Here is a 269-nt window from a genome sequence, read left to right as displayed (position 1 = left end):
CCAGGCGGTTAATTTCGACGCTCGCGCGCATTTTTATGAGTAACTCACGATGAAAGAATCCCGTGTCTTTATGGAAGGCCAGATCGTCGACGAGAGCGTTGAGTTCACACTCGTTGAATTGTGTCGGATCAGCGGTGCCTCGGAAGACGAGCTGAACCTTTGGGTATCGGAAGGCGCATTTGAACCGAAAGGCGCTGAGCCGCACGAGTGGCGCTTTAGCGGCGAGGCGCTGCGTCGTGCGAGGACGGCCCAGCACCTTGCGCGGGACC

General features: G+C 58.0%; 1 pseudogene. It reads left to right on the top strand.

Going from position 1 to position 269, the window contains the following annotated elements:
- Positions 1-49: 49 nt before the first annotated feature.
- Positions 50-269 (top strand): annotated as a pseudogene (locus SB764_RS40685) (MerR family transcriptional regulator); the annotation flags it as partial.

The organism is Paraburkholderia sp. SIMBA_027 (assembly GCF_046535315.1).
GTDB classification, from domain to species: domain Bacteria; phylum Pseudomonadota; class Gammaproteobacteria; order Burkholderiales; family Burkholderiaceae; genus Paraburkholderia; species Paraburkholderia tropica.
This window is presented reverse-complemented; position numbering and strand designations above follow the sequence as displayed.